General features: G+C 39.7%; 19 protein-coding genes and 1 pseudogene. 13 read left to right on the top strand and 7 right to left on the bottom strand.

The window, feature by feature from the left end; genetic code table 11:
* Positions 1–15 precede the first annotated feature (15 nt).
* Positions 16–2415, bottom strand: a complete 2400-nt coding sequence (gene mrcB, locus AC5YD2_RS13410; RefSeq protein WP_496126821.1) for a penicillin-binding protein 1B — start codon at positions 2413–2415, stop codon at positions 16–18.
* 249 nt (positions 2416–2664) lie between these two features.
* On the opposite strand from mrcB, the gene AC5YD2_RS13415 reads away from it, so the two are divergent.
* Together AC5YD2_RS13415 and AC5YD2_RS13420 are read left to right on the top strand one after the other, a co-directional pair.
* Positions 2665–3570, top strand: a complete 906-nt coding sequence (locus tag AC5YD2_RS13415) for an NAD(+) kinase (protein ID WP_496126822.1) — start codon at positions 2665–2667, stop codon at positions 3568–3570.
* Between the two features lie 2 nt (positions 3571–3572).
* Positions 3573–3839: a YeaC family protein gene (locus AC5YD2_RS13420; protein WP_496126823.1), complete on the top strand. Its 267-nt coding sequence runs from the start codon at positions 3573–3575 to the stop codon at positions 3837–3839.
* Positions 3840–3960: 121 nt separating this feature from the next.
* On the opposite strand, the gene AC5YD2_RS13425 is transcribed toward AC5YD2_RS13420, so the two are convergent.
* Complete coding sequence (locus AC5YD2_RS13425; protein WP_496126824.1) at positions 3961–4959, bottom strand: glycosyl transferase family protein; 999 nt, start codon at positions 4957–4959, stop codon at positions 3961–3963.
* Positions 4960–5239: 280 nt separating this feature from the next.
* Here AC5YD2_RS13425 and AC5YD2_RS13430 point away from each other — a divergent pair, with 280 nt between their 5' ends.
* The 6 genes from AC5YD2_RS13430 to AC5YD2_RS13455 all read left to right on the top strand — a co-directional run bounded on the left by AC5YD2_RS13430 (position 5240) and on the right by AC5YD2_RS13455 (position 11558).
* Positions 5240–6382, top strand: a complete 1143-nt coding sequence (locus tag AC5YD2_RS13430; protein WP_496126825.1) for an acyl-CoA dehydrogenase family protein — start codon at positions 5240–5242, stop codon at positions 6380–6382.
* 99 nt (positions 6383–6481) lie between these two features.
* Positions 6482–6607: a hypothetical protein gene (locus tag AC5YD2_RS13435; protein WP_496126826.1), complete on the top strand. Its 126-nt coding sequence runs from the start codon at positions 6482–6484 to the stop codon at positions 6605–6607.
* A gap of 329 nt (positions 6608–6936) precedes the next feature.
* Complete coding sequence (gene pheA / locus AC5YD2_RS13440) at positions 6937–8046, top strand: prephenate dehydratase (protein WP_496126827.1); 1110 nt, start codon at positions 6937–6939, stop codon at positions 8044–8046.
* A 16-nt stretch (positions 8047–8062) separates the two neighbouring features.
* Positions 8063–10315, top strand: a complete 2253-nt coding sequence (locus AC5YD2_RS13445) for a bifunctional prephenate dehydrogenase/3-phosphoshikimate 1-carboxyvinyltransferase (protein WP_496126828.1) — start codon at positions 8063–8065, stop codon at positions 10313–10315.
* Between the two features lie 160 nt (positions 10316–10475).
* Positions 10476–10847 carry a hypothetical protein gene (locus tag AC5YD2_RS13450; RefSeq protein ID WP_496126829.1) on the top strand — a complete coding sequence of 124 codons (372 nt, stop codon included), beginning with the start codon at positions 10476–10478 and terminating at the stop codon, positions 10845–10847.
* Between the two features lie 75 nt (positions 10848–10922).
* Positions 10923–11558 (top strand): FMN-binding negative transcriptional regulator, encoded by a 636-nt coding sequence (locus AC5YD2_RS13455; RefSeq protein ID WP_496126830.1) that lies wholly within the window; start codon positions 10923–10925, stop codon positions 11556–11558.
* Positions 11559–11629: 71 nt separating this feature from the next.
* On the opposite strand, the gene AC5YD2_RS13460 is transcribed toward AC5YD2_RS13455, so the two are convergent.
* A complete protein-coding gene (locus tag AC5YD2_RS13460) occupies positions 11630–12259 on the bottom strand; it encodes an alpha/beta hydrolase (RefSeq protein ID WP_496126831.1) in 630 nt (209 codons plus the stop codon).
* Positions 12260–12383: 124 nt separating this feature from the next.
* Here AC5YD2_RS13460 and yaaA point away from each other — a divergent pair, with 124 nt between their 5' ends.
* Both yaaA and AC5YD2_RS13470 read left to right on the top strand, forming a co-directional pair.
* On the top strand, positions 12384–13163 hold the full coding sequence (gene yaaA / locus AC5YD2_RS13465; protein ID WP_496126832.1) for a peroxide stress protein YaaA: 780 nt from the start codon (positions 12384–12386) through the stop codon (positions 13161–13163).
* Positions 13164–13223: 60 nt separating this feature from the next.
* A complete protein-coding gene (locus AC5YD2_RS13470; protein ID WP_496126833.1) occupies positions 13224–13847 on the top strand; it encodes an HD domain-containing protein in 624 nt (207 codons plus the stop codon).
* Positions 13848–13993: 146 nt separating this feature from the next.
* Here AC5YD2_RS13470 and phrB read toward each other — a convergent pair whose 3' ends face one another.
* From phrB to AC5YD2_RS13490, 4 genes are all read right to left on the bottom strand, one after another.
* Positions 13994–15409: a deoxyribodipyrimidine photo-lyase gene (gene phrB, locus AC5YD2_RS13475; protein WP_496126834.1), complete on the bottom strand. Its 1416-nt coding sequence runs from the start codon at positions 15407–15409 to the stop codon at positions 13994–13996.
* A gap of 191 nt (positions 15410–15600) precedes the next feature.
* A complete protein-coding gene (gene slyD / locus AC5YD2_RS13480) occupies positions 15601–16083 on the bottom strand; it encodes a peptidylprolyl isomerase (protein WP_496126835.1) in 483 nt (160 codons plus the stop codon).
* A gap of 145 nt (positions 16084–16228) precedes the next feature.
* Positions 16229–17530, bottom strand: a complete 1302-nt coding sequence (locus AC5YD2_RS13485) for an NAD(P)/FAD-dependent oxidoreductase (protein WP_496126836.1) — start codon at positions 17528–17530, stop codon at positions 16229–16231.
* 298 nt (positions 17531–17828) lie between these two features.
* Positions 17829–19133: a D-alanyl-D-alanine carboxypeptidase family protein gene (locus AC5YD2_RS13490; protein WP_496126837.1), complete on the bottom strand. Its 1305-nt coding sequence runs from the start codon at positions 19131–19133 to the stop codon at positions 17829–17831.
* 179 nt (positions 19134–19312) lie between these two features.
* Here AC5YD2_RS13490 and AC5YD2_RS13495 point away from each other — a divergent pair, with 179 nt between their 5' ends.
* The 3 genes and pseudogenes from AC5YD2_RS13495 to AC5YD2_RS13505 all read left to right on the top strand — a co-directional run.
* Positions 19313–21016, top strand: coding sequence for a M61 family metallopeptidase (locus tag AC5YD2_RS13495; RefSeq protein ID WP_496126838.1), 1704 nt, complete (start codon positions 19313–19315; stop codon positions 21014–21016).
* Positions 21017–21136: 120 nt separating this feature from the next.
* Positions 21137–21427: a DUF2971 domain-containing protein gene (locus AC5YD2_RS13500; RefSeq protein ID WP_496126839.1), complete on the top strand. Its 291-nt coding sequence runs from the start codon at positions 21137–21139 to the stop codon at positions 21425–21427.
* 90 nt (positions 21428–21517) lie between these two features.
* Positions 21518–21800: pseudogene (locus AC5YD2_RS13505) on the top strand (IS982 family transposase); the annotation flags it as partial.

The following is a 21800-nucleotide window of genomic DNA, read 5'->3' on the forward strand; positions in this document are numbered from 1 at the left end:
TAGCTTAATGCGAAATTATTGTTGAAAGCTTCCACTGGAAATCACACGTCCATTCGACTCAGAGAGTTCTTGTTCCATGTTACTTTCACTTTCGCGGATATAGTTTTCGATACTATCTTCTGTTACAGGCTCAGAACTTGTAGCACCGTCTGGAGTATATGTCGGTTCGACTTGATAGTGAGGCAAACCACATGCAGTTGCACGTTTCGGCACAGTATGTTGTAACATTGGAATATACAATGCACCTTCACATCCTTGCGCGGAGAGTTCACCTGTAGAGGTATCAACCCAATGCCATTGCACATCATCGGTCTGTCGTAAGTTGACGGGTTTTTGACGTAATTGTTTCATTACATTGGTCCAAACAGGAAGTGCACCTGACGAACCTGTTAAACCTGTCACTTTATTATCATCTAAACCAAGCCACACCACAGCCAAATGATTGCCTGAATATCCTGCAAACCATGAGTCACGTGTATCATTGGTTGTACCCGATTTACCTGCAAGATTTAAACTTGTTGGTAAGCTGTTATATGCCGATTTACCTGTACCAGATGACATCACCCGTTGTAAGCCATAATTCAATAAATAGGCAGCCGATGGATCGATGGTCTGTTGAACATTTAAGTTATAACGATCCAATACACGACCTGTTGAATCTACGACTGTACGAATCGATTTGGTTGGATAACTAAAACCACCTGTTGCGAAGTTGCCATAAATGCTCATTACTTCCATCGGTGACATATTTACAGCACCAAGGAAGATAGACGGATAACTTGGAACTTGGGATTTCACGCCCAATTTGATCAGCTGATTACTAAAGGTCGATAAACCAAATTCCTGACCCAATCGAACAGCAGACAGGTTGTACGAATTTGCTAAAGCTTGCAACATCGGCACGTAACCATTGCCACTACCGCTATAGTTTTTGGGTGTCCAAGATTTATTGCCTTCAATGGGGATGCTAATCGGATTATCTTCAACACGACTTGCCCAAGTGTATCGACCAGACTCTAATGCATTCAAATAAATCACAGGTTTAAGCAAAGAACCGACTTGGCGTTTTGCATCCAATGTACGGTTAAAGCCAGTAAATGATCCTGTTGAGCCTACTGCGGCAATCAGCTCACCATTTTCAGGACGAGAAACCAATACTGCACCTTGTAAATTTTTAAGGCGTGCTGGGTTGGCTTTGCTTAAACGAGCCACTGATTCTGCAAACGTCGTTTGAACTTTGGTCTGTGCAATTGGATCTAAAGTCGTAAAAATTTTCAAACCTTGATTGGTTAAATCACCTTCTTGATATTCCGTTTTTAATTGACGGCGGACAATGTCCATAAAGTCAGGGAAGCGAGCCGGGCCTACGTTCGGCTTATCGATCACATTCAAAGCTTTTGCTGATTCGACTTCATATTTTTCTTGGGTTAAATAACCCATGACCACCATGTTTTTTAATACGATATTGCGACGTTTAATCGCTGCTTCAGGATTTTTCCACGGATTATAGAGTGTTGGACCTTGGACTAAACCGACCAAAAATGCTTGTTGAGCAATACTCAACTCACGAAGAGGCAGTCCAAAATAGAATTGCGATGCCAAACCATAACCATTGATTGAATAACTACCGTTTTGCCCTAAATTCACTTCATTTAAATAAGCCTCAAGAATCTCATCTTTGCTGTAATGAAAATCAAGAAGAACCGCCATCATCGCTTCATTGACTTTACGTTTCAACGTACGTTCAGGGGTCAAATAGAAGTTTTTAACCAACTGTTGGGTGAGGGTAGAACCTCCTTGACGACGACCGCCAGTCACATTACTGACTAAAGCACGTGCAGTCCCACGAATCGAGATGCCATGGTGATGATAGAAATTGCGATCTTCAGTGGCGATCAAAGCTTCAATTAAAGGTTTCGGTACTTTATTGAGTTTAATCAGCACTCGGTCTTCATTATGCTGAGGATAAATTCCGCCAATCAGCATCGGCTCTAAACGTGCAATCCCTGTGGTTGAGGGCTTAGTCGCTTTAATTTCTGCAACTTGATTTTCAGTAAATGAGACTTGTAAAATTTGTTCTGGATCAACACTATCGCCGTAGTCAAAACCACGTGTATGTACATAAACGGTATTATTTTGAACCAGATATTGACCAGATTTGGTGTAGTTATCTGAATTTTTATATCCGAGTAAGCCAAGCTCTTTTTGAAAATCTGCTTGCTCAACTGGTGCATTTGCATAAATTTCTAAGGGTCGCGCATACACTTTTGCTGGAATATCCCAACGATTACCCTCAAATTTATCGCGAATGATATTATCGAGACGAATCAGATAAATACTAAAAACAATAAATGCCGCAATGATGAGCAAAGAGAAAATTAAAGCAATAAAGCCAATTCCACGTTCATATTTCATAAATTAAAGAAATAACCCGAATATTTTCACCAATCATGCGAATGTTTTCATTTTTTTGCAATAATGAATCTGTGAATTTAATGAAATAAGTTGTTTAATTAATCATCGGCTTAAAGCATGTTTTCATTATAAAGGATGACTTTGTCAGTCTTTTATGCATATAAGCTACATTTGAAACTTAGTTGAAATATGTAAGTCGCACAATGATAGTGTTATTATACTTTTAATCATTTCGGAGCTTTTGCATACGTGCATCTTTTAGCCAAGACATTTCGTAATATTGGACTCATTGGTCGCCCAGATAAGTCATCTGTGGTGGATACTTTATGTTTGATTCATGATCATTTAGTTAGTTTAGGCTTACATCCAGTCTTCGATTCTGAAACGGCTAAACTTGTTCCCTATGAAAATTCTCAGACAGTGAGTCGGGCTTTATTAGGTGAAGTGGTCGATTTGGTCATCGTGGTGGGTGGTGATGGATCGCTACTCCATGCTGCTCGTGCATTGGTCAAGTTTAATACGCCAGTACTCGGTGTAAACCGTGGTCGCTTGGGTTTTTTAACCGATATCAAACCGACTGAAGTGCTGTTTAAATTGGATCAAGTGCTTAAAGGCGAGTTTCAGTTAGATCGACGCTTTCTTTTGGAAATGGAAGTGCGTAAAAACAACGAGATCATCTACGATGCAATTGCCTTAAACGATGTGGTGCTACACTCAGGTAAATCGGTTCACATGATTGATTTTGACCTGCATATTGATGGTCAGTTTGTGTATCGTCAGCACAGTGATGGTTTAATTGTCTCGACACCAACAGGTTCAACTGCTTATGCATTATCAGGTGGTGGCCCGATTTTGCATCCAAGTATGGATGCAATTGCGCTTGTACCGATGCATCCACATACGTTGTCATCTCGTCCAATTGTGGTGGGTGGGCAAAGCGAAATAAAGATCCAAATTCGTGAAAACCGTGTTTTACCGATGGTCAGTGCCGATGGTCAGCATAGTGTTTCATTGAATGTTGGAGATAGCTTACATATTCGTAAGCATCCGTTTAAACTGGCGTTATTACATCCGCCGGGGTATGACTTTTATATGGCATGTCGTACTAAATTAGGATGGAATCAAGATTTTGAATCATTTCAGCAACAGGATTGACCATGAATATTGAACAAATGCTCGCTGTATTGGACGCAGATATCGTTGCGCGTTTAAGAACAGCTGTCGAAATTGGAAAATGGCCCAATGGTGTTGTTTTAACGAAAGAGCAACGTCAGACTTCTATGCAAGCCGTGATTGCATGGGAAGCACAGAATTTACCTGAAAATGAGCGTTCTGGTTATATCGACAAAGGGCATAAAGAAGAAGGGGATGAGTGCGATTCACATGTACCAGAACCTGAATTTCAACCGATCAAGTTTGTTTAATTTTTCACACCAAACATCGATTGAACTAAAAAAGACACCCAAGGGTGTCTTTTTTATTTCAGGCATTGATTAAATCTGGGCTTATTATTGAGTTAATGATTTCTTAACATTAACAGAGAGCTTATTTGTTTCGATTTAGCCAAAGTTGATTTGCTTTCAGCATCGCATCTTCATACGTGATTGCCTCACCCATCGTATATAAAGCAATGCCTATGGTTTCAGTTACTGCGAGCTCTCCATATGCATGATTTTGTTGACCTAACCAAATTTGTTTGAATGTTTCTAAATCGAGTTCCTCTTCGATTGGACTGCGATCAGGGGTTAATTTAGGAAGTTCATGTTCATAAAGTTCACCTTCTTTAATTCCGCAAATTAAAGTTTTGGCATCAGGGTTGCGCTCAAACTCTCCACCTTCACCTTTAATCACCGCACTATTTTTATAGCCCAATTGAAAGGCCGCTTGTTGATGCGAACTACGATAAGCAGGATGGAAAATCGACTGTAAAGTGGCTTTTGCATTAAATGGGTTAATTAAGCGAGCGAGTGTATGAATGGGTGAACGTAGACCCATGACATTTCGAAGTGAGATTAAATCACTCAAAATCGGTGCAAATGCTTCTAAAGGAATATAAGCAAAATGACGCTGTTGGACTTGGGCTTCAACTTCATCATCGGTACGGCAAATTGGATAATCTAAATATTCTAAAACTTGCTCGGTATAGACCCGATTCAAAGTGTGACCCGCAGCACCATGCATCACGATTCGACAACCATTTTGAGCCAAAGTGAGAGCGGCCAGTAAATACCACGGATAGTGCTTACGCTTTCCTGCATAAGATGACCAATCCAAATCCACTTCAATGGTTTTAAGGTTGAGTTGATCTTTGGTAGCTCGCACAAAACCAGTCAATTCATCTACAGATTCCTCTTTGACTCGTAACAACATCAGAAATGCACCGAGTTGGACATCCAGGACTTCATCTTTCAAAATCATACTAAAGGCTTGATAGGCTTCGTCATAAGTAAGTGAACGAGCACCATTTTTACCTTTACCCACAATACGGACAAATTGGGCAAAAGGATGTTCAAAGTCCTTATAGAGATTTCTTTTGGTATTCATAAAGCTGGAATGTTCAATCAAAGATAGACCAAGACATTAGCATGAATAGGGCTGTGAATTAAATATCTCGACTGAATTAAACGTATCGTCAATGACTCTTTATAAATCGCTTTGGTATAACGTATTTTATGACTATTTTGTCGGAAGAAATTGTACCTTTGCGTTCATGACTTTTATGGAAAAAATGATTAGGATTCGGTTGGACAGAATCAAAAACACATGTAATCACCCAGAAACTTAACAAGCAAAAAATGTAATAACTAAGATAAGGAATCCAACAATGCTGGCATACGATGCAGATCTAGAACTCTTTCGCGACAATTTCAAACGCTTTATGGCGGAACATATTGCGCCCCATTATGAGCAGTGGGAACGTGAAGGATTGATGCCTCGTTCAGTCTGGACATTGTTGGGTGAAAATGGATTTTTATGTGTCGATGTCCCAGAAGAATATGGTGGATATGGAGTGCCAACTGAATATTCTTTAATGTTGGTTGAAGAGTCTGCACGTGCAGGCTATAGCGCATTATCTACAGGGATCTCTTGCCATTCTGAGATTGCTGCGCCTTACATTTTAAATATTGCCAATGAAGAACAAAAACAATATTGGTTGCCGAAAATGGTATCAGGCGAAGTCGTGGGTGCAATTGGGATGACCGAGCCAGGCGCAGGATCAGACTTACAAGCCATGCGTACCAGTGCAATTTTAAATGGTGATCATTATGTACTGAATGGCTCTAAAACATTTATTTCAAATGGTCAGCATGCTGATTTGGTGGTGTTGGCAGTAAAGACTGATCCACAAGCCCGTGCCAAAGGTGTTTCATTGATGTTGGTTGATACGCATTTAGATGGTTTCAAAAAAGGCACCAATCTTGAAAAAATCGGTTTACATTCACAAGATACTTCAGAGTTGTTTTTTGACAATGTGAAAGTGCCAGCCAATCAATTATTGGGTCAAGCAGGGCAAGGTTTTGCTTATCTCATGCAAGAACTGCCACGTGAACGTACCGCAATTGCAGCAACAGCTTTAGGGGCGATTCGTGGTTCGATTGATGTGACTGTTCAATATGTGCAAGAACGTCAGGCATTTGGTCAAAAGATTGGTCAATTCCAAAACTCACGGTTTGTATTGGCGCAGGCCAAGATTGATGAGCTTGCGACGGCAGCTTTTTATAATCAAAATTTAGCGCTTTATAAAGAAGGTAAGCTCGATGTTGAAACTGCGGCTGCATTAAAAAGCTTTAGTACGGATATGCAAATGAAAATTGCCGATAATCTATTACAGCTCTTTGGTGGCTATGGCTACATGAGCGAATACCCAATTTCACGTTTCTTTGTCGATGCACGTATTCAAAGGATCTACGGCGGAACCAATGAAATTATGAAAGAAATTGTCGCGCGTGGCATGTTAGGGCGTTAATAGTTTTAAGCTCATTCAACTCATTTTCTGATGGTTCATCGTTATTCAGTTTGAGTGAGCTTAAATTGATTCTCCCATATGATCTTAGGATTTTCTGATATGAGCTTAACCGCTTGGATTCTCCAATATGCTTTGCAGTCTTTATTTTATAAATGGATTCTTTCATGGGGCGGAGCACAATGGTTAGAGGGAATTAAATCTGCTTTAACTTTAGGTCTGCTTTAACTTTAGGATGGATCACTTGGGATTGGAATGCGGAACAAATTCGTTTTTATATTTTACTCATCTGGATTTTTTCATCTCTATGGCTTGTCGCTGGACTACTTCATCCGTCATTACGTTTTTGAGCTGTATGTGTACATCATTAATAATGAAATTGGGTCAACATTTTTCAATCGATCTAGGAAAGTAATTTATAAGTCCTATGAATAAAATTGATGAATAAATCAACTGTATATTTTTAAATCTGAATGAGACAAAGACTTGTTGCTTAACATTTGAAAGCTAACTATTGTTATACTGTTCACATACGTTTTTTGCAGGGCGACATAACAATGGTCAACGATGATCAAAATGCAGTAGATTCTTTAGATTTAGCTCAGATTCGTGATGGAATTGATTCAGTAGATCAACAAATTCAAGAACTTATTAATCGACGTGCGAAACTTGCTGAGGCGGTTGCTAAAGCGAAATTTGCTTCTGAAGAAAACCCACTGTTTTATCGTCCTGAACGTGAGGCACAAGTTTTACGTAATGTTATGGCACGAAATCAAGGTCCATTGTCAGATACGACCATGGCTCGTTTATTCCGTGAAATTATGTCAGCGTGTTTGGCACTTGAAGCTCCGCAAAGTATTGCGTTTTTAGGGCCGGTTGGAACTTATACGCATTCAGCAGTGCTGAAGCATTTTGGTCAAGATGCGGTGATTCATCCGCTACCAACCATTGATGAAGTCTTCCGTGAAGTTGAAGCGGGCGGTGCACATTATGGTTTAGTGCCTGTTGAGAACTCTTCTGAAGGCGTGGTAAACCATACCTTAGATTGTTTCAAAGCCTCTCATTTGAATGTGATTGGTGAAGTTGAATTACGTATTCATCATCAATTTTTAATTTCTGAAAATACACGTAAAGACAGTATTAAACAGATTTATGCTCATCAGCAAACTTTAGCGCAATGTCGCAAATGGTTAGATGCACATTATCCAGGTGTAGAGCGTGTTGCACTAAGTTCTAATGCAGAAGCGGCTCGTCGTATTCGGAACGAATGGCATTCGGCAGCCATTGCATCTGAAACAGCTGCACAGTTATACAACCTAGAAACGCTACACACCAACATTGAAGATAATCCTGAAAATACCACACGTTTCTTGGTGATTGGTCGTGAAAAAGTACCGCAGTCTGGTAATGATAAAACATCATTATTGGTGTCGGCACATGACCGTGCAGGGGCGCTTTTAGAAATTCTTGCGCCATTTGCAAAACATAATATCAGTTTAACCAGCATTGAGACACGTCCTGCACTTCCTGAAAAATGGGCGTATGTGTTCTTTATTGATCTTGAAGGTCATATCGAACAAGAGCATGTAAAAGCTGCGATCGAAGAAATTCGTCCATTGGTTAAAGAAGTTCGCGTATTGGGTTCTTACCCAATTGCAGTGTTATAAGGTTCGATGCGTTCACATGTCTCAACCGTTATTTAAAAAAGTTGCATTTATTGGTTTGGGTTTGATCGGTTCAAGCCTAGCTCGAGTGATCCAAGCAGGTCAGCTTGCTGAAACAGTCGTGGCTTCTACGCGATCTCAAAAAACCTTGGATGATGCATTGGCTTTGGGTTTGATCAGTGCAGGTTTTAATAATCCGATTGATGCAGTTCAAGATGCTGATTTGATTGTGTTGGCACTTCCTGTACGTGCAACACAAAAGATTCTTGAAACCATTAAACCGTATTTGTCTGAACATGCCATTATTACCGATGTGGGTAGTACCAAAGCTAATGTGGTTGAAGCAGCAAGAGCCGTCTTTGGTGATCAGATTCCTGTTGGTTTTGTACCCGGTCATCCGATTGCAGGTGCAGAACATACTGGTGTGCATGCCGGTAAAGTGGACTTGTTTGTCAATCATAAAGTGATCTTGACGCCGATTCCAAGTAGTGCGGATTGGGCTGTGCAAAAACTCATTCAACTTTGGCAAGCCGCTAAAGCTGAAGTGATTTGTATGGATGTTGAGAAACACGATGAGGTTCTTGCGCATACCAGTCATTTACCACATCTGATGGCATTTAATTTAGTAGGTCAGTTGGCTAATCGTCAGGATAACTTGGATATCTTTCGCTATGCGGCGGGTGGGTTTCGAGATTTTTCCCGTATTGCTGCCAGTGATCCACAAATGTGGCACGATATCTTCTTTGCCAATAAGAAAGCGATTTTAGAGGCTGTCGATGGCTTTGAATCCCAACTGCAAACTTTAAAACAGCTGATTCAAGATGAAGATTCTCATGCATTGATGGGATTGCTTGGAAATGCGCAAGCTGCGCGCCAACATTTTAATCATATGCTTGCTAAGAAACCGTTAATGGAGAAAAACAAAGTGACACAACAATTTACCATTCAGCCCGGTGTTAAATCTTTCCAAGGTAAGTTTACCGTGCCAGGTGACAAATCTGTGTCACATCGTTCAATCATGTTTGGTGCGATTGCAGAAGGTACAACGCATGTCACAGGTTTCTTGGAAGGTGAAGATGCTTTAGCAACCCTTCAAGCTTTTCGTGCCATGGGCGTCAATATTGAAGGGCCTAAAAATGGCGAAGTGACCATTCATGGTGTCGGTATGAATGGATTGAAAGCACCCGTGGGTGAACTCTATATGGGTAACTCTGGGACTTCAATGCGTCTGCTTTCAGGCATGCTGTCTGCACAAAAGTTCGATTCAGTAATGACAGGTGATGCTTCACTCACTAAACGTCCAATGGAGCGTATTGCAAAACCTTTACGTGAAATGGGTGCGCAAATTCAAACCACGGGTGAGCGTGGTACACCACCTGTTTCCATTACAGGTAATCAAGCTTTAAAAGGTATTCATTACGACTTACCGATGGCATCTGCACAAGTTAAATCAGGGATTTTGCTTGCGGGTCTATGGGCTGAGGGTGAAACTGTCGTAACTGAGCCAGAGCCAACACGTGATCACTCTGAGCGTATGCTCCGTGCGTTTGGTTATGACGTAAAAACTGAAGGCAATCGTATCTCACTTCAAGGTGGCGGTAAGCTTGTTGGCACTGAAATTCAAGTGCCTTCAGATATTTCATCTGCTGCATTCTTTATGGTCGGTGCTGCAATTACTGAAGGTTCAGATGTGACACTTGAAGCGGTTGGGATCAATCCAACGCGTACAGGTGTGATTGAAATCTTGAAGCAAATGGGCGCTGACATTACGGTTCAAAATGAGCGTATTGCAGGTGGCGAGCCGATTGCAGATATTCGCATTCAAGGGACACGTACATTAAAAGGCATTCATATGCCTGAAGATCAAGTACCACTTGCGATTGATGAGTTTCCATCATTATTTATCGCAGCGGCATGTGCTGAAGGTCAAACGATTTTAACGGGTGCAGCCGAACTTCGTGTGAAAGAGTCTGATCGTATTCAAGTGATGGCTGATGGTTTGAAAACCATGGGCATCGACTGCACGCCAACTGAAGATGGCATCATTATCGAGGGTAAAGGTCAATCTGGTGAGTGGGGTGCAATCTTCACAGGTGGTGAGATTGAATCTCATCATGATCACCGTATTGCAATGAGCTTCTCGATGGCGGGTTTACGTAGTTCGGGTGAAATCAAAATTGTGGGAACAGAGACGGTAGCGACGAGTTTCCCGACGTTTACTGAATTGACGCAACAAGCTGGACTTTCTATTCAGGTTTCAGAACTTGCATAAGGTTTAAACCTGTTACGGGGCTAAGACATTAGTCGAAGTAGGCTGTCTTAAATCGCCAAATACTGCAAATTTCTTTCAAACCGCCAAGCTTAATGCTTGGCGGTTTTGCATTTATTGCTTATGCTAAAACCATACAATAAAAATGCCTTTGGGTGAAGTAATGAGAAAACTACAATTTATTGCAGATTGTGCAAAGCATGGCGATTCACAAGGTGATTCATGCCAATTAACTCAAGGCTATGTGAAAAATTTATTGACCAAGGAATTGGTGAGTTATGGTTTTGATGTTTCTTCTCAACAAGATCAACAACAATTGGCAGTTCAAGTCGAAGATCATCCAGTTGGACTTGGCGTCAATTGTGATGTTAAAAATGAAAATGGATTGTTGGTCTGTGAAATCAGTGCACATGCTGATGAAGCGCAAGACTGGTTCACTAATATAGAGACACAAAGCGTGATCAAGCAATTAGCCCAAGCGGTTGAAAACACGTTGAAAGAAGATCAAAGTTTTAGTGAATTTCATTGGAAGTGATTCAAATTTAAAACACAAGTTTGGAAATAACGATAGGTCAATGACCCATTCTTCATCCGTGTATTAGAGTACAAAATGTATTTACCTGAACAATTCGAAGAAAAAAGGGCAGAAGTGCTCATCGATTTAATTCAAAAGCATGCACTGGGCTGTTTGATTGTACATGCTCATGGTGAGCTAGAAGCCAATCATTTACCTTTTGAATATGATGCAGATCAGCATCTTCTGTTGGCACACATTGCGAAGAAAAATCCTTTATATCAACGCTTAGAGCAATCACAGCAAGCTCTGGTGGTATTTACGATAAATGATGCTTATGTCTCACCCAATTGGTATGAGGGGAATTTTAAACATCATCGAACAGTGCCGACATGGAATTATGCGGTGATTCACATCAAAGGTCAGGTCAGTCTGATTGAAGATGAGAAAGCGCTTCGAGGCATTCTGGCTAAGCTCACCAGACGTCATGAAGCTCAACAAGATAAGCCTTGGAAGATGGGCGATGCACCTCAGGATTATATCCAAGATCAGTTGCAACAAATCGTTGGAGTTCAAATTGAGATCAAAGATCTCATCGGTAAATTCAAACTCAGTCAGAATCGAAGTGAACAAGACGTTCGAAATGTTGCATCAGCTTATCAGCAAAATGGTCAGTTAAAGCTGAGTGAAATGATGCTAAACGCTTTGGATGAATCAACCCATTCCTCGTAAAACATCTTGTTATTTAAACTCGAGCAACAATGAAATAGACCACCGCTTGGTGGTCTATTTTTGATATAAATTTACGCTGTTAAAAAGCGGGTAATCGCGATACGTAACTGTTTTAAATAACCGGTGAAGAAATGATTTGCCCCAGGTAAAACCGTCAAAATATGACGTTGTGGTTTTGCCCATTCGATCAAGTCAGAAAGTAAGGTAACTTCATCTGCTTCACCATGAATAAACAGGATATCCCCTTTAATCGCAGGTGTTACATAGTGGCGAATCCCTGCAACAGTTGCAGTCGGTAAGCCACAGAGAATCACTTGCTCGGGTTGAATTTCATCTGGTAATGAATGATATGCTTTCGCCATGACATGTGCACCAAAACTAAAACCACCGACATAGAATGGCAAAGTAATGTGTTTTTGACGCACTTGTTTAATGACTTCTAAAATATCATCGGTTTCGCCGAAGCCTTCATCGTGTACGCCATCACTTTGGCCAGAACCACGGAAACTTGGACGATATACCACATAACCGCGCTCTAAGAACATTTGAGCAAGCAGCGTGGGTACTTTGTGTTGTGGGGTGCCACCTTGGAGTGGGTGAGGGTGACAAACGACAGCAAATCCTTTCACATCGCCCTGAGGATAGTCAACAAAAACCTCAATTTTGCCAACAGGCCCTTGAATGAACATTTGTTCAGACATAAATTTACCGATTAAATAGCAGGGGGAATCGGATATTTTACAGTCAATAGTGGCAAAAAACACAAATGGAAATAAAATAAGTCTACTGTTATAGTTTGTTTAATTGTTTTTTGATCAGGTTTCTATGCTCGCCTTAATTTCCCCTGCTAAGACGTTAGATTATGAATCTACACTTCCAACTGATACACATACTTTACCAAGACTCTTAGACCATTCACAACAGCTTATAGACGTAAGTCGTAAGCTTTCAGCGACTGAAATTGCATCATTAATGAGCGTGAGTGAAAAGATTGCAACATTGAATGTGGCTCGCTTTAACGATTGGAATCAAGACTTTAACTTTGCAAATGCACGACAAGCCCTGTTTGCATTTAAAGGGGATGTGTATACAGGCTTAGATGCTTATGCTTTAGCAGATCAAGAGATTGAGTATGCACAGCAACACTTGCGTATGCTATCGGGCTTATATGGCTTATTGCGCCCATTAGATCTCATGATGCCCTACCGTTTAGAAATGGGAACGAAATTGGCCAATCCTCGTGGTCATAACTTGTACGAGTTTTGGGGCAATATCATCACGGATTTAATTAATGAAGATCTTGCAGAAGTAAAATCTGAGTTGTTGGTCAATATTGCATCGGATGAATATTATAAGTCGGTGAAAGAAAGCAAGATTAAAGCTGAGATTATCAAACCAGTATTCCTCGATCAGAAGAATGGTCAATATAAAGTGATCAGTTTTTATGCGAAGAAAGCACGTGGTCTCATAGCTCGATATATTATTGAGAATAAAATTGAACGTGCTGAAGATTTAAAGTCATTTAACACGGATGGCTATTATTTCGATGCAGACAGTTCTTTGAAGGGGGAGCTTGTCTTTAAACGCGACGAACAAGCGGCTTAATCATCGACCTAATGATCTAAGCGTTATTATAAATTTAATGGAATAGAAGAGGCGTAAGCAATGCATATTGATTTGGATCGGTTTATATCACATTGGTTACGCTTTTCATTACTCCTTTCTCTTGATCAGAGATTAAGTCAATCTCTGTTAAATACGCTCATAAAAGCGTACACAGAGCCGCAACGTGCCTACCATACCGTTCAGCATATTGTGGAGTGTTTAGATCATTTCAAAAATGTTCAGTCGGATGTAAATGACCCTATAGCAGTAGAAGTCGCAATTTGGTTTCACGATATTGTTTATGACCCTAAAGCATTAGATAATGAATTACAAAGTGCTGAGTTAATGAAGCGATTTTGCCAAGATATTTTGTCTGGTGAGCAGATTGAAAAAGTTTATGACTGGATTATCTCGACACAAAAACATTTCCCTTCGGATGATCATGACCTGAATACTTTATTGGATATTGATTTAGCAATATTGGGAAGTAGTGCAAAACGATTTGCAGAGTATGAACAACAAATTCAATTTGAATATGCTTGGGTAGATTTTGATATTTACCAAGTGAAAAGAAAACAAGTTCTTCAGCAGTTTGAGCAAATGAATCCCATTTTTCAAACAAGTTATTTTAATCAGCGCTTAGAAAAACAAGCTAAACGTAATTTGGCTGATTCCATGAGTTAACTGATTTAGAAAAAATATCTTTTATTCGCCGTAAACGAAAAATACTTTCATCACAGCGCTAAATTTATGCTTCAAGTTGAAAAAAGGCTATGCCCATGAAGAATAGCCTTTGATTTTTTAGAATTAAAATTCAATCTAAAAATAGTTTAGATTCCTTTGAATGCTTCTATTGCACGAATTCGACTTTGCTTTAAATCAACAATCGGTCTTGGATAATCCAATTTTAAATTAGGATTTTTAGCATAAGGATCATGAATACTTTTGGCATCTAAATGTGAAAGTTCAGGAACCCAGCGTCGAATATATTCACCTTCAGCATCGAATTTCTGAGACTGACTGATCGGATTAAATACTCTGAAATAAGGCACTGAATCAGTCCCTGTAGAGGCACACCATTGCCATCCACCATTATTGGCAGCTAAGTCGCCATCGATGAGATGTTGCATGAACCATCGTTCGCCTAGACGCCAATCAATCAACAAATTTTTACTGAGGAACATCGCAACAATCATTCGAACACGATTGTGCATCCAACCTGTTGCTAACATTTGACGGATCCCTGCATCCACGATGGGCACGCCAGTCAAACCTTGTTGCCAAGTTTCGAGGTCTTCAGGGGCATCTCGCCATTGGATGTTTTGCGTATTTTCTCTAAATGGTAAATGCTTTGATACTCTGGGAAAATCATACAAAATATGTTGATAGAATTCACGCCAAAGCAATTCATCTAGCCACGTTTGCTGACCTTCGGAATCGAAATTTAAATACCCTTGTTGAGCGCTAAAGAGTGCTTGAAGACATTGGCGGATAGAAATCGCACCAACATTTAAATAAGTCGAAAGTTGACTCGTTCCATTGAGAGCAGGGTAGTCACGTTCGGCTTTATAGAATTCCACTTGATCATCAATGAATTGACTCAAAACGTCCAAAGCGTGTTGCTCACCAACCGCAAGTTCATACTCATTTTTTTTAAATTCAGGATAAAACTGTTGGATGCTAGGAATCGGTTCTATTAAGACTTCATCTAAACGAGTTTCATTTTGAATCTGTGGCAAATCATAACAAGTCGGTAGGGAGATGCTGAGTTGTTCATAGCAATTTTTTTTGAATGCACCAAAAACTTGATACGGCAAATTCGATTTATTGCGAATCGATCCAAGTGGAAACAAGGTGCGATCATCATAGCGCTCGAAGCCAACCTTGATGTGCTGAAGTGATTGCTCAACAGCTAAATCACGCTGTATTTCATTGAAGCCCGCTTCTTGATTGGCATGGACAGATTGAATGTTTAGTTGCTGACATAATGCTGAAAGGTGAGCGGGGATATCTTTCCAAAGCGGAATAGATTTCACCAATAGTGGAATGTTGTAGTGTTCAAGGCTGATTTTTAGTTGTTGGAGTTGTTTAAGGTAAAAATCGATTTTGATTGGGGCATCATCGTGTAGCTTCCATTGATCAGGTGTCAGATAAACAATGGCAATGGTTGTTCCTGCTTGTGAGGCATGCCACAAAGCCGTCTGATCATGAACACGTAAGTCTTGTCTAAACCAAATCAAATGCATGTCTAACTTCAATCTTTGAACTTTTCTTGATTATATAAAGATTAAATTCAGTCACCGTTTATGCAATGTAAAGATTTTATCTATTCGAAGATAAATTCGCCGAAAGAATAGAGTCACGGGTTGAGTTAAAAACGAAGCAACAAAAAAGGCAAAGTAAATACTTTGCCTTTTACCTTAAAGATCAAATGATCTTAGTGGTGGTGACCACCTGCACCGTGTACGTGACCGTGATCTAATTCTTCTTGAGAAGCTTCGCGAATTGATACGATTTCAACATCAAACGTTAAGTCTTGACCAGCCAATGGGAAGTTAGCATCAACGATTACGTTTTCGCCTTCAACAGATTTAACAGTTACGATTTGAACGCCATCATCAGTTTGAGCTTGGAATTGCATACCCGCTTCGATGTTTTCAACGCCTTGGAACATTTTTGCTGGAACTTCTTGAACTAAATCAGCATTGTATTCGCCATAACCTTCAGCTGCAGGAACTTCTACAGTGAATTTATCGCCAACTGCTTTACCTTCTAATGCTTTTTCAAGACCAGGAATAATGTTTCCAGCACCGTGCAAATATGCAAGTGGTTCTGCTTGAGATTGGTCGAGAGTCTCGCCTTCAGCATTCGTCAATTTATAGTTAAAAGAAACCACAAGGTCATTTGCAATAACAGTCATGTTAATGATCCATACAATATTTTAAGGGTACATCATAAAGTGAAATACAGTTTTTGTAGACTAAATTTGCTAAAAAAATGCAATTTCCATGGTTTTGCCATGTTTTATGATCGTTTTTTCATTGATTGGGGCATATTTTTGGATTTCAATGCAATTTAATTTTGGGTGCGATTTTGCGTGCGACAAAATCCTTTGCTGTTAACAATCCTGCATGCGCATACCCATAAATCGTGGCTTGATGTAGACGATAGAGTGATACATACATCGATTTCGCCACAAAACCTTGTACATTGACCTGTCCAAGGAGTTCACCGACTGCTTTATTTTCACTTAAAGAAACCAATGAGCCTTTGTCTGAGAAATTAAACATCGGCTGCGGTTTACCTTTAATACGTGCTTTGATCGCCTCCACCATAAAAGTTGCCTGCTGGCTGGCTACTTGTGCACGAGGACCCAGCGGTTGATCACGAGCATCGAGTATACAATGCGCACAGTCACCTAGAGCAAAGATATTCGGGTCAGCTTTGGTTTGCAGTGTCGCAAAAACCTCTATGCGTCCCATACGATCTTTGGTGAAACCTTCCAGCTCTTGAATCACTTTAGGTGTTTTGATCCCTGCTGCCCATACTTTAAGTTCAGCGGGAATGCTGGTGCCATCATTAAAGTAAATATTTTGAGCATCGACTTTCTCAACACGTTTCGCAGTGAGAACATTCACTTTCATCAGTTCGAGTTGTTTAAGGCTATGCTCTGCTATTTTTTTGGACAAAGCCGGTAAGATTCGATCTGCACCTTCAATCAGGCTAATCACCACTTTTTGAGGGTTAATTTTGTTTAAACCATACTTATAAAAATTTTGTTTGGCATGAACCAGTTCTGCTGCTAGTTCAACACCCGTTGCGCCTGCACCAATAATTCCAATATGTAATTCACGATCTGTGTTTTGATTCTGTGCATCCAAATACAGATGTAGTAAATCTTGCTGAAAAATCTCAGCTTGAGTCGGCGTGTCGAGGTAGTGACAAAAATCTTTCACGCCTGTGGTATTAAAATCATTTGAGACTGAACCGACTGCCAAAATCAATGTGTCATAACTGAGCGCCAAGGTTTCATTACTTTGTTCATATTTGGATGCTTGAGATTTCGCTAAAATAATCTGTTTTTGATCACGGTCAACATTTTCTAAACGACCTAATACGAACTCATAATGATGCTTGACTGAATGCGCAAAATAATGGGTTCCTTCATCATGCGTATTCATGGTGCCTGCAGCAATTTCATGCAAGAGCGGTTTCCAGATATGCGTCAGCTTTTGATCGACTAAGGTGATTTTTGCTTTTTGAGATTTGCCGAGCGTGTCACCGAGTTGAGTGGCAAGTTCGAGACCGCCTGCACCACCACCTACAATGACGACATGATGGAGTTTTGAATGATTTTCTTTTGACATAATTGACCTATTATTATTTGATTTAAAAGCATAAAAAAAGAGATGGTATTAATATGCCATCTCTTTTATCTAAATCAGACTTAATTGTTCAACATGTTACAGATTTACAATAAAAAGTTGATCAATTTGATCGGGATTGAATGATTACTCTATTATTTTGAGTACTTTAGGAACTAATGGATTGAATTTCGACCCCAGTATTATAAACAGAATAAAAGTACGATTCTCTTTTCCTTCTCTTTAACAAATCTCATTTCCTTTCCTATAAGCAGAGGGATGTACTGTGGTGAGTTTGCTTTTAGTTCAATAAATGGATTTTAGCCTGACTTTCAGCACCCATTGAAAATAATGATTTAAACCAAATGATTGTTTTTTCAAACCAAGAGGCTTCCTCAAGCTGAACTTCATCTTCAATCATGATGCTTTTAATCAGTTTATGGTCTTGATAAACGTTGACTTGAGCCAGTTGAACCATTTTTGCTAATGGCGCAGTCAATGACGAAGTTACGAGCTCTACATTCAAATGGGTTTTAGTTTGAGTTAGCGGTTCAACAGCACTGAGTACCCCAAATTGATCAGGTTGCATCAGTCGATAATTCACATTATCAAATTGAGTTAAATCAATCATCACGTCTGGATTGAACAGCGCAGTGGTCGCCAGCTTAGGTTGTTTAGATTCAACTTTAAACATTTTCAAAGTCGATTGAATCACAGGAAGTTCAGCAATCAGTTGTTTGTCTTTGATGATCACTTCATTACGACTGTAGGTATAAGCAAGGTTCATTAATTTATGAGCAACTTCAGCACGCTTAAACGCATTCTTTGCGCCTAAAACCACCACGATCAAACGACGATGGGGTGCATCAAAATGGGTGGTCACGCGATTCGCCGTGAGTGCAAGATTATAACCTGCAGCTTTGGTAAAGCCTGTTTTCAAACCATCTACGCTATTGTCTTGCTGTAATAAAATATTGGTTGCACGGTGAAAATGGTGGTTATAGGTAAAACTGGGTTGTTTTGAATAATAAAGATAATCAGGGGTTTCAACGGAAAGTGCCTGACCCAATAGAGCCATATCATGCGCTGTTGAATAATGATCATCCATCGTAATACCTGCAGTATTAGAAAAATGCGTGTCTTTCATGCCCAATGCTTTGGCTTCTTGGTTCATACGTGTAAGAAACTTCGGAATATCGCCTGAAATGCGTTCAGCCAAAGTCACGGCCGCATCATTTGCAGACATCACGATTAACCCTGCCAACAATTGATCTACCGTGATTAGCTCATTGGGCTTTAAGTACATTTGGGATTCATCCCACTGCACGATATTCACCACAGGGGTCGCTGTTAAAATCTCATTCTTATTTAACTTGCCTGCTTGTATATCTTTCAATGCGATATAGGCCACCATCATTTTGGTCAGTGAAGCGGGAGCACGTTGTACATGACTATTATGTTCAGCAATGATTTGACCCGATTGCGGATCAAGTATCGTCCATGCTTCAGCTTCAACGCTCAGTGGATCGATTTTGAGTAAGCTTGCATGTAACAATGTTGTGCAGAAAAAACTGATGAGAACGCAGAGTGAGATGATGATTTTCAACGGTATTACCTTTTAAAGCCGATCCAGTGGCAGTGAGATATCAAGCACCCCGCATGCTATGCCTTTTTTTTTGGCTTCGCTAGTCAGTTTTGTAGACAAATACAACGAACTGAGCAAGTCTTGTAAAAAAAATGATAATCTAGATGCAAATTTTCGCTTTAGTATTTTAAAGACTTATTATGTTGCATTATCAGATCGAATTTGACGATTATCGTCAGCATCTCATCCACGTGACTGTACGTTTTGTCGCAGAACCGACTCAAGTGTTGTCCTTACCGACTTGGATTCCGGGTAGCTATCTTATACGTGAATTTTCTAAGCACATCGAAGGCGTGCGTGCTTATGATGAAGATGGTCGTTTATTGCAAATTCGTAAGAATGAAAAAAATAAATGGCAGTTGTTCAATACCGACTTTGAGCTGATCACTGTTGAATATGATGTCTATGCGTATGATCTGTCTGTACGTGGGGCGTATGTCGATCAAACGCGTTTATATGTCAATCCTGCGTGTGCATGTTTAGGTTTAGATGGTCAGGAAGATAAGGCAGTTGAGGTGGAATTATTTTTACCTCCTGAATTAAAGCACTTTCAACTGGCGACAGGACTTCCTTCTAAAAGCTTAGTCAAAGGTCGTTACACACTCAAAGCAAAAAATTATGCTGAACTGATCGACTCGCCTTTTGAATTGGCAGATCAAACACGTTTTAGTTTTGAGGCCAATGGCATTCCGCATGAGTTTGTGGTTTCAGGCAAACATGCCATGAATGAACAACGCATGAAACAAGATATTGAAAAAATCTGTGCGACAGAAATTTCAATGTTTGGTTCAGCGCCATTTGAACACTATACGTTTATGACCATGGCAACAGGAAATAGTTACGGTGGTTTGGAACATCCAAACAGCACCAGTTTGATTTCTCCGCGTGATGATTTACCTAAAGCCAATGAACCTGTTGAACCATCGAAAGATTACCAATGCTTTTTAGGTTTGTGTAGCCACGAATATTTTCATTCATGGTTGGTCAAATTCATTCGTCCTGAAAACTTTGTGAACTATGATTTAAACAAAGAAGGCTATACCTCTTTGCTTTGGATTTTTGAAGGATTCACGTCTTATTACGATGATTTGATTTTGCTTCGTAGTGGTGTGATCAATCAAGAGTCATATATCAAACTATTAAAATCGCAAATTGATCGTTACTTACAAAACCCAGGTCGTGCAATTCAGACTGTCGCTGAGTCGAGTTTCGATGCGTGGGTGAAGTTTTATCGTCAGGATGAAAACTCAAATAATGCTGGTACAAGCTACTACAACAAAGGCTGTTTAGTGGCGCTTTGCTTAGACTTAGGATTACGTTTACGTGGTTCAAGCCTGGATGCATTGATGCGTAAGTTGTATGAAAATGCACAAAATGGCATTCAGGTGAATGAACGTACGATTTATGAGTTGTGTAATGAACTGACAGGTGATGATTGGTCTGAGCAAATTAATCATTTGATCAATACCACAGATGAATTGCCACTAGATCAGTTGTTCCCAGAGTTTGGTTTAAGCTACAGCTTAAATAATGAAAAATCGCTTCCGTTTGGTTTGAAGTTAGTCGATAAGCCTGAAGGGGTGTTGATTCAATCTGCACGCCGTGATGGTGCTGCGGTACTTGCAGGACTTTCTGCCAATGATGTGATTGTGGCGATTGATGGTTTAAAAGCGACAACGAAACTTGTTGAGCAATACGCCAAGCAAGATGGAACGTATACCGTGTATGCTTTCCGCCGTGATGAGTTTATGCAATTTGATGTGAACGCTTCAGGTAGTTCATTAACTGAAGTTGAACTCAAAGTTGAAGATCAAGCTAAGGCTGAGAAATGGCTGAAAGCTTAATTGCTAAGTTCTAATAACTCATGTAAAACCCATAGTTAGCTATGGGTTTTTTATTGGTGAATAATGAAAGTATATAAGTATAGGTATGGTTCTAAGAGGGATTTGGAAACTCTAGCATCGATGAAATTATTTGCACCAAATCGTAATAAGTTGAATGATCCTTGTGAAGGGGTATTTGTTGATGAAATTGTGTCAGATAAAGGAAATTCTTTACATCCATATTTTAGAAAACAATTTAAAATATTCTACGAAGAATGTGAAAATATAGGTATTTATTCTTTAAGTAAAACACCAATAGATGAATTGCTTTGGGCCTATTATGCTAATTCTCATAACGGTTTTTGTATCGAATATGATTTAGATGAGCTACTTAAAATAAATGATTTAAAAACATATTTTGATGTTAATTAACCCGAATCGCGGATAAGAAATTGACTTGAAAAATAAGAGGACTAGAGCCATCAGTTGAGTTACCACACAAAACTCACAACTCTAGTCCTAATGTTTAATAGTACCGAATTATTCTGCTTAATTGATGATTTCTTTCTCAAATTTGAAGCAACCTATTGAAATTTTCTTAAGCAAAGTAATCGTTCCTTAAGAATCAGAACTGCTCATTTAACCATTTCAGAAATCTGTTTTATCGCTATTTGGTACAAATGTTCTCATTTCACTAATTTCAAAGCCTTTTTCACATGGTTGAAACAGGATAAAAATCATTTATTTAAAAGCTTACCCTGTTACCAACGGATGATTCATCTGATCAATAGGCATCAATTAGCTC

The sequence above is a fragment of the Acinetobacter sp. CY73 genome (genome assembly GCF_059515865.1).